The following is a 7,044-nucleotide window of genomic DNA, read 5'->3' as shown; positions in this document are numbered from 1 at the left end:
TACGCCTTTGTGTTGTTGTCGCCCTCGTCTTCGGCCTTCAGGTTGATCGTGACGCCTGCGTCGGCCTCGTTGACCTCGCTGACCGCGAGTCCGACGCCGGATTCCATGGGCGGGCCCAGGAACGACAGCGAACCGGTCTGCGGCAGCAGCGAGCCGAGTTCGAGGGTGAGGTCGGCGGCCGGCTGGCCACCGCCGCCGTCGGACTCATCCGAGGGCGTGCTGGTGCAGCCTGAGACGACGATCGCGGAGACGCTCAGCAGCGCGACTCCAGCGAGAATCTTGGCGCTGCGCGAGCGCGTGAATGAGGTCATGATGCTCCCTTGCGTGACTGGCCGTGGATTGTGACCACGGTCGGGTGCTCTAACACTAGGACTGAACGGTCTCGCATAGGGGTCGCCGATGTTTCGGTGCGTTAACGATCCGATACCGGGTTCCTCGCGGCCTGAGCCGCGGATTCAGACCAGTTGCGGCTGCACGCTCCGGCGACCGCGACGCGCCGCCAGAACCAGGTCGATCAGGAACACCAGGATCGCGATCCACACGATGATGAACCCGGCCCAGCGCTCGGGCGGCATCGGCTCGCCGAGCACGACGGCACCGAGGATGAACTGCATCACCGGGGTCACGAACTGGATCATTCCGATGACCGCAAGGTTGATGCGCCGGGTGCCCGCGGCGAAGAGCAGCAGGGGCACGGCGGTGGCGACACCGGCGAATGCGAGCAGCACCGCATGCCACGTGCCGTTCTGCCCCATCGTGATGCCCGTCGTGGTGGCCACGACGATCAGCTGCACGATCGCGATCGGGATCAGCCAGAACGACTCGAGGGTGAGCCCGCTGACCGCGTCGACCGCGGGACCGATCTTCTTCTTGATGAGTCCGTAGACGCCGAACGACGCCGTCAGCGACAGAGCGATCCACGGGAACGAGTTGTAGAAGATCACGATCACGACCACCGCGACCGCGGCGATGCCGATGGCCGCCCACTGCAGGCGGCGGATGCGCTCCTTCAGCACGAAGACGCCGAGCAGCACGGTCGCGATCGGGTTGATGAAGTATCCGAGGCTGGTCTCCACGACATGCCCGGTCAGGGTGCCGATGAGGAACACCTGCCAGTTGACGTAGATCAGCGCTCCCGCCAGCGCCGTCCATGCCAGCAGCTTCGGCTGGCGGATGATCGCGCCGAAGGCCTTCCATCCGCGCGTGACGGTGAGCAGGATCAGGCAGAAGACGAACGAGAGCAGCACCCGCCAGGCGACGACCTCCCAGGGCCCCGTGGGGGTGAGCAGCAGGAAGTAGAGCGGAAGCACGCCCCAGAGCAGGTACGCCCCGCCGGCATACGCGACCCCCGCAGTCTGGGTGGCGCGGGTCGAGGTGTTCGTCAGTGGCACCGCACAACCCTATGCCCGCCGCCGGACTCGACTGCGCCGTCGGTCACCGGCCGGCGGGAGAATGGCAGGAATCGCGCGCGGAGTGGCGAAAAAACAGGAAGGGCTCGGATGCGAGAAGCATCCGAGCCCTTCCGAAGACGTTGTCTCAGCGGACGACGACTGCGAGCACGTCGCGAGCCGACAGGACGAGGAACTCGTCTGCGCCGAACTTCACCTCGGTGCCGCCGTACTTGCTGTACAGCACACGGTCGCCGACGGCGACGTCGAGCGGAACGCGGTTGCCGTTGTCATCGATGCGGCCGGGGCCCACGGCCACGACCTCGCCCTCCTGGGGCTTCTCCTTGGCGGTGTCGGGGATGACCAGGCCACTCGCGGTGGTCTGCTCGGCCTCGACCTGCTTGATGACGATGCGGTCCTCGAGCGGCTTGATGGAAACCGACACGGTCTACCTCTTCTTTCTTGACGCTGACAGGAAGACTTTTCGCACTCTCAACCCGAGAGTGCTAATCCAGTCTAGGTGCTTCGCTGGCACTCACGCAATGCGAGTGCCAATGCGGCGATCGGGCCGCCGCCTAAGCTGGAGGTGTGGAGATCTCCGAGCTGCGCGCCCTGCTCACCCCCGAGGGACTCGAGCTGCTCGATGAACTCGGCCCCGTCGATCAGGTCGCCGACGTCGCCCGCATGGTGTCGCGGCTGCGCGCCGCAGGACACTCCCCCGACCTCGTCTCGGCCGTGGTCGGACAAGCGCGGCTGCGCGCCAAGGCGAAGGGCAAGTTCGGCGACTTCGCCGCGCGGATGCTGTTCACCCGTGCCGGTCTCGAACAGGCCACCCGGCTCGGAGTCGCCGCACGCCATGCTCAGCGCATGCGCCGGGCGGGGGTCACCCGCGTCACCGATCTCGGCTGCGGCATCGGCGGCGACTCCCTCGCCTTCGCCGGCGCAGGGCTCGACGTCGTCGCGGTCGATGCCGACGAGGTGACCGCGGCCATCGCCGCCTACAACCTCGCACCTTTCGGCGAGAGCGCGGTCGTCACGCACGGGACCGCCGAGGCGCATGCTCCACTCGACGGCGATGACGCACAGGCGATCTGGATGGACCCCGCCCGCCGCACCGCCGGTCACAGCGAGACGCGTCGGGTGTCGTCCGACGACTACTCTCCCCCGCTCGACTGGGCGTTCGACGTCGCCTCCCGCACCCCGACCGGCATCAAGCTCGGTCCCGGCCACGACCGCGACGCTCTGCCCGCCGACGCCGAGGCGCAGTGGGTCAGCGCCGAGGGCAGTGTGGTCGAACTGGTGCTGTGGACCGGAGTGCTCGCCCGCGAGGGCGTTCGCCGGGCAGCCCTCGTGATCCGCGGCGAGCGCTCGCATGAGCTCACCGCGGGTGCCGACGCCGAAGACGCTCCCGTGCGCGAGCTCGGTGCGTTCCTGCACGAGCCGGATGGCGCGGTGATCCGCGCACGCCTGATCGGCGATGTCGCTCGCAGCCTCGATGCGGGCATGCTCGACGGGCGCATCGCGTACCTGACGTCCGATGCGGCGGTCACGAGCCCGTTCGTGCAGTCGTTCCGGGTGCGTGAGACGATGCCGGCGCACCCCAAGGCGATCAGCGCGGTGCTCAAGGCCCACGGCATCGGCTCGCTCGAGATCAAGAAGCGCGGCATGGACGTCGACCCCGCCGCGTTCCGCAAGAAGCTGACGCTGCGGGGAGATGCGGCGGCGACCCTCATCCTCACGCGTGTCGGCGGCCAGCGACGCGCGATCCTGGCCGATCGGGTGCCCGCAGCCGAGTAGCGGCGAATCAGCCCTCGGAGTCGTCCGAGGGGACCTCGACCTCGATGGGGTCCTGGTACTCCCCGCCGAGCTCCAGCGTCTCACCGGGTTTCACGGCCTGCTCGGGCGTCGAGGTGCTCTGGTCTCCCGAGACGATCAGGTACGACGTGCCACTGGGAGTGAATGCGAGCTCCACGCTCCACTGCTCGGTGGTCTCTCCGGCTTCATCCACGATGACGCCGGACACCTCGATGCCCTGCCCTGTGCCCGCTGTGTCTCCTGCTTCCACGCACCGGATCGCGCCGACCGCGTCGACGGCCAGGCAGTCCTGCACGTTCGCGCCCTCAGTGCGCTGCCCGTACCAGACCGGCGCGTCACGGAAGTAGCCCACGACCGAGAACGAGTATTGTTCGAAGCCCTCTTCGACGAGCTCCCGGGCACGCTGCCGTTCTTCACCCGAGAACTGCATCAGCCAGTCGTCCGGCGAGGTGTCCCAGCGTTGGATGACCGCCACGAGCTCGCCGTTCGTCGCGCGCACCGCCGAGGCCCAGATCTGCTGCGGGTACTCGTCCTCGTCGCTCGACTGAGGCATGATGCTCACGCCCGCACCCATGCCGTTGTCGAGGTCCTCCGCGCGGTGGCATTGGGTCGCCGAATCGTCGACGGTGTCGATCGTGAGACACACCTGATCGCCGTCGTCCTTGGTGGCGTACCAGACGAGTGCATCCTCGTCCTTCCCGATCGCCCTCAGGCTGCCGGAGTCGTACTCGCCCGCCGTCTGCAGGTCGGCGCGGCGCTCCTGCTGCTCCGGCGTGAGCGCCACCGCATCGCCCGACTGTCCGAACAGCGCCCACCCTGCGCCCAGTCCGATCACGAGGACGGCTGCGGATGCCGCGGCCAGCGCCTTCCAGTGCTGCCGGAGGGCGACGCGAAGACCGGATGCCGGCGGCGAGGTGGTTCCGTCACCCGGCCCGTCGGCGTGAGACCCGGAATCGCTCGCCTCGGATTCGTCCTCCTGCCCCGGCTCGATCCCCTGCACCGACCCGCCCTCGGCGGAACGCGGCACATCGAACGACTCGACGATCGGCTCGTCGGGTGCAGCGGGCTCGGCAGGAGGCTGGGGCGGCGCCTCGGCGCGGACGGATTCCAGGGCCCGCAACCGCGTGGCATCCGCCTCGGTCAGGCCGCCGTCGCGCCCATAGGCCTTGGCTTGCAGGGCACGCAGCTCGGCGGCATCACTCTGCGGCGGCATCGTCGCCCTCCCAGCCCCTGGTCACGGTGAGGTACTGCTGACCGTAGCCGAACCGGTACGCGTAGCGGGTGGTCTCGCCGTCATCGACCCCGACGACATCGAGCGCGAGCGTGCTGTCGGCCTCCGACAACATCAGGCTGTCGTCGCACACCATGGGCGGGTCGGGCATCGACCCGTCGTAGACGAGGCAGTACCGCTGGGACGACATGTCGATGCCGGTCCAGATCGGCACGTCGTCGTCGTATCCCGCGACCAGGATCGTGCGCAGATCCAGACCGGTCTGCTCGGCCAGCGCTGCCGCCGCGTCGGCCTCGGCGGGGCTGGCGAACGTCGATGTGGATTGCGGAGAGGTGATGAAGCTGCGCGCGATGATCGCGGGCTCGCCATCGGGGGTGAGGAACATCTGCGCTTCGATGTCGTAGCTCTGCGAATCGGCGACAGGCTTCGTGAGAGCGGCGTTCACGCCCTGGATCCCCGCCTGCTCCCGGGTGGTGCAGGCCGGCGCCGTGGCGTCTGCACTGCCCAGCACGAGGCACACTTCTTCGCCCTCTTTCTTGGTCGCGAACCAGATCACGACCCCCTCCTCTTCGCGCATGGCTCGCACAGATCCGGCGTCGAAGTCGCCCGAGGCGATGATCGCGCTCTGCCACTCCTGCTGCTCGTCCGTCAGCGGCATCGGCGCCGGCCCCCGGTCGGCGAACAGCAGCCATCCCGCCGCGAGGCCGGCGACGACGAAGATCACCGTGACCACGAGGGCCGCCCGCCAGTGCTGTCGCAGGGCGGCGAACGCGGAATCGCGCGGCGGAGCGGCCAAGGCGGCAGGCTCAGGTCGGGACGGTGCCGGCAACGACTTCTCGACCGGCGCTACGGGCGAAGAGTCAGGCGCAGCCGGCGTCGACTCCGGCGGGCCAGGAGGCGCCGACTCGACGGTCCGCGCGGCCTCGAGCTCGCGCAGCCGCGCGGCCTCCGCATCGCTCAGCGCCCCGGCACGACCGTAGGCGCGCGCCTGCAGGGCGCGCAGCTCGACGGAGTCCTCGGCGTCGAGCATCCGCTATCCGAGCCTCTCGAACTGCATTCCGGCCCACACCAGCCAGCCGAGACTGTAGACCGTGGCGCAGAGGCCGAGCACGAGTGCCCATCGGGCGATCGCGCGACTCTCGACCGGGCGGCGCAGCGACATGATCGAGGCGATCACGGCGACGATCGCGAGCGGCACACCCCATCCCACGAAGAACGAGGCCACGAGCGCGACGATCGCGGCCATCAGTGCCCAGGGGGCGAGCCTGGTGTCGTCGACGGCCGATGCTCCGGCCGACGGCGCCCACTCGGCATCCTTCGTCGCACCGTCGATCACGGGCCCCGTCACGACGACCGGTTCGATGCCGACCGGACCCGTGGGCAGCTTGGTGTAGCCGTCGCGGCGCGCCCCCGGCAGCCGCGCTGCCCCGGCCGGTCGCTCGACCTCGCCGCTCGGCCCTTCGACGCTCGTGCGCGGCACGACCTTCTCTGCCGTCGGATCAGCACCGGTCGGCTTCGGGGTTCGTGGGGCGTCGCTCATCACTGCACCGCGACGCGCTCGTCGACCTGGATCTCGGTGACCGGCAGGGTGGAGTCGGCGCCGAAGGCGAGAGTCGACGGGCGTCGGCCCGACGAGATCAGCTCGGCAGCGAGCGCCGCGATCATGGCGCCGTTGTCGGTGCAGAGCGACAGCGGCGGGATGCGCACCGTGACACCGGCGGCCTCGGCCCTGGCGAGGGCGACGTCGCGAAGACGCCGGTTGGCGATGACTCCGCCGCCGAGCAGCAGGCGCGGCACGCCGAGGTCGGCGCATGCGGCGAGCGCCTTCGTCACCAGCACGTCGACAACGGCCTCGCGGAAGCTCGCGGCGACGTCGGCGACCGGCACGGGCACGCCGTCGGCTTCGCAGCGCTCGACCCAGCGCGCGACGGCGGTCTTGAGTCCTGAGAACGAGAAGTCGTAGCGGTGCGCCGCGAGGTCGGATGCTCGCGACAGCCCCCGCGGGAAGCGGATCGCGTTCGGGTCTCCGTCGAGGGCCGCCCGATCGATCTCCGGGCCGCCGGGGTACGGCAGAGACAGCAGACGCGCCACCTTGTCGAACGCCTCGCCCGCGGCGTCGTCCATGGTCTCGCCCAGCATCTCGACGTCGGTCGTGAGGTCGCGCACGTGCAGCAGCGACGTGTGCCCGCCCGAGACGAGCAGGGCGATCGTCGGGTACTCGAGGGGCTCGGAGTCGGGGGTCAGGATGTCGGCGGCGATGTGACCCACCAGATGGTTCACCGCGTACAGCGGCTTGTCGAGCGAGACGGCGAGGCCCTTCGCGGCGCCGACGCCGACCATCAGTGCGCCCGCGAGGCCGGGCCCACTCGTCACGGCGACCGCGTCGAGGTCGTCGAGCTGCACCCCGGCCTCGGCCAACGCGGCGTCGCTCGACGGCTGCAGGGCTTCGAGGTGGGCGCGGGCGGCGACCTCGGGCACGACGCCGCCGTAGCGGGCGTGCTCGTCCATGCTCGAGGCGATCGTATTCGACAGCAGGGTGCGTCCTCGGACGATCCCGATGCCGGTCTCGTCGCAGCTCGTCTCTATGCCCAGCACCAGCGGCTCGGTCAT

The 7,044-nt window shown here is 69.7% G+C and carries 7 protein-coding genes and 1 pseudogene; 1 reads left to right on the top strand and 7 read right to left on the bottom strand.

All coding sequences use genetic code 11. The annotated features are described in order from the left end of the window. From J7E68_RS04410 to groES, 3 genes and pseudogenes are all read right to left on the bottom strand, one after another. Window positions 1–311, bottom strand: a pseudogene (locus J7E68_RS04410) (amino acid ABC transporter substrate-binding protein); the annotation flags it as partial. 144 nt (window positions 312–455) lie between these two features. Continuing rightward, on the bottom strand, window positions 456–1,385 hold the full coding sequence (gene rarD, locus J7E68_RS04405) for an EamA family transporter RarD (protein WP_215170210.1): 930 nt from the start codon (window positions 1,383–1,385) through the stop codon (window positions 456–458). A gap of 151 nt (window positions 1,386–1,536) precedes the next feature. Further along, entirely contained in the window at window positions 1,537–1,833 is a 297-nt protein-coding gene (gene groES, locus J7E68_RS04400) for a co-chaperone GroES (protein ID WP_017203655.1), read from the bottom strand. 143 nt (window positions 1,834–1,976) lie between these two features. Here groES and J7E68_RS04395 point away from each other — a divergent pair, with 143 nt between their 5' ends. Beyond that, a complete protein-coding gene (locus J7E68_RS04395) occupies window positions 1,977–3,185 on the top strand; it encodes a class I SAM-dependent methyltransferase (protein ID WP_215170207.1) in 1,209 nt (402 codons plus the stop codon). A 7-nt stretch (window positions 3,186–3,192) separates the two neighbouring features. On the opposite strand, the gene J7E68_RS04390 is transcribed toward J7E68_RS04395, so the two are convergent. The 4 genes from J7E68_RS04390 to tsaD are packed head-to-tail and all read right to left on the bottom strand — an operon-like array spanning window position 3,193 to window position 7,044. After that, a complete protein-coding gene (locus J7E68_RS04390) occupies window positions 3,193–4,416 on the bottom strand; it encodes a hypothetical protein (protein WP_215170205.1) in 1,224 nt (407 codons plus the stop codon). Then, a complete protein-coding gene (locus J7E68_RS04385) occupies window positions 4,400–5,464 on the bottom strand; it encodes a hypothetical protein (protein WP_215170203.1) in 1,065 nt (354 codons plus the stop codon). Before J7E68_RS04385 ends, J7E68_RS04390 begins: the two co-directional genes overlap by 17 nt. Window positions 5,465–5,467: 3 nt before the next feature. Further along, entirely contained in the window at window positions 5,468–5,974 is a 507-nt protein-coding gene (locus tag J7E68_RS04380; protein WP_251048636.1) for a hypothetical protein, read from the bottom strand. Further along, window positions 5,974–7,044, bottom strand: a complete 1,071-nt coding sequence (tsaD, locus tag J7E68_RS04375) for a tRNA (adenosine(37)-N6)-threonylcarbamoyltransferase complex transferase subunit TsaD (RefSeq protein ID WP_215170201.1) — start codon at window positions 7,042–7,044, stop codon at window positions 5,974–5,976. Before tsaD ends, J7E68_RS04380 begins: the two co-directional genes overlap by 1 nt.

The organism is Microbacterium sp. ISL-103 (assembly GCF_018613995.1).
Classification (GTDB): domain Bacteria; phylum Actinomycetota; class Actinomycetes; order Actinomycetales; family Microbacteriaceae; genus Microbacterium.
This window is presented reverse-complemented; position numbering and strand designations above follow the sequence as displayed.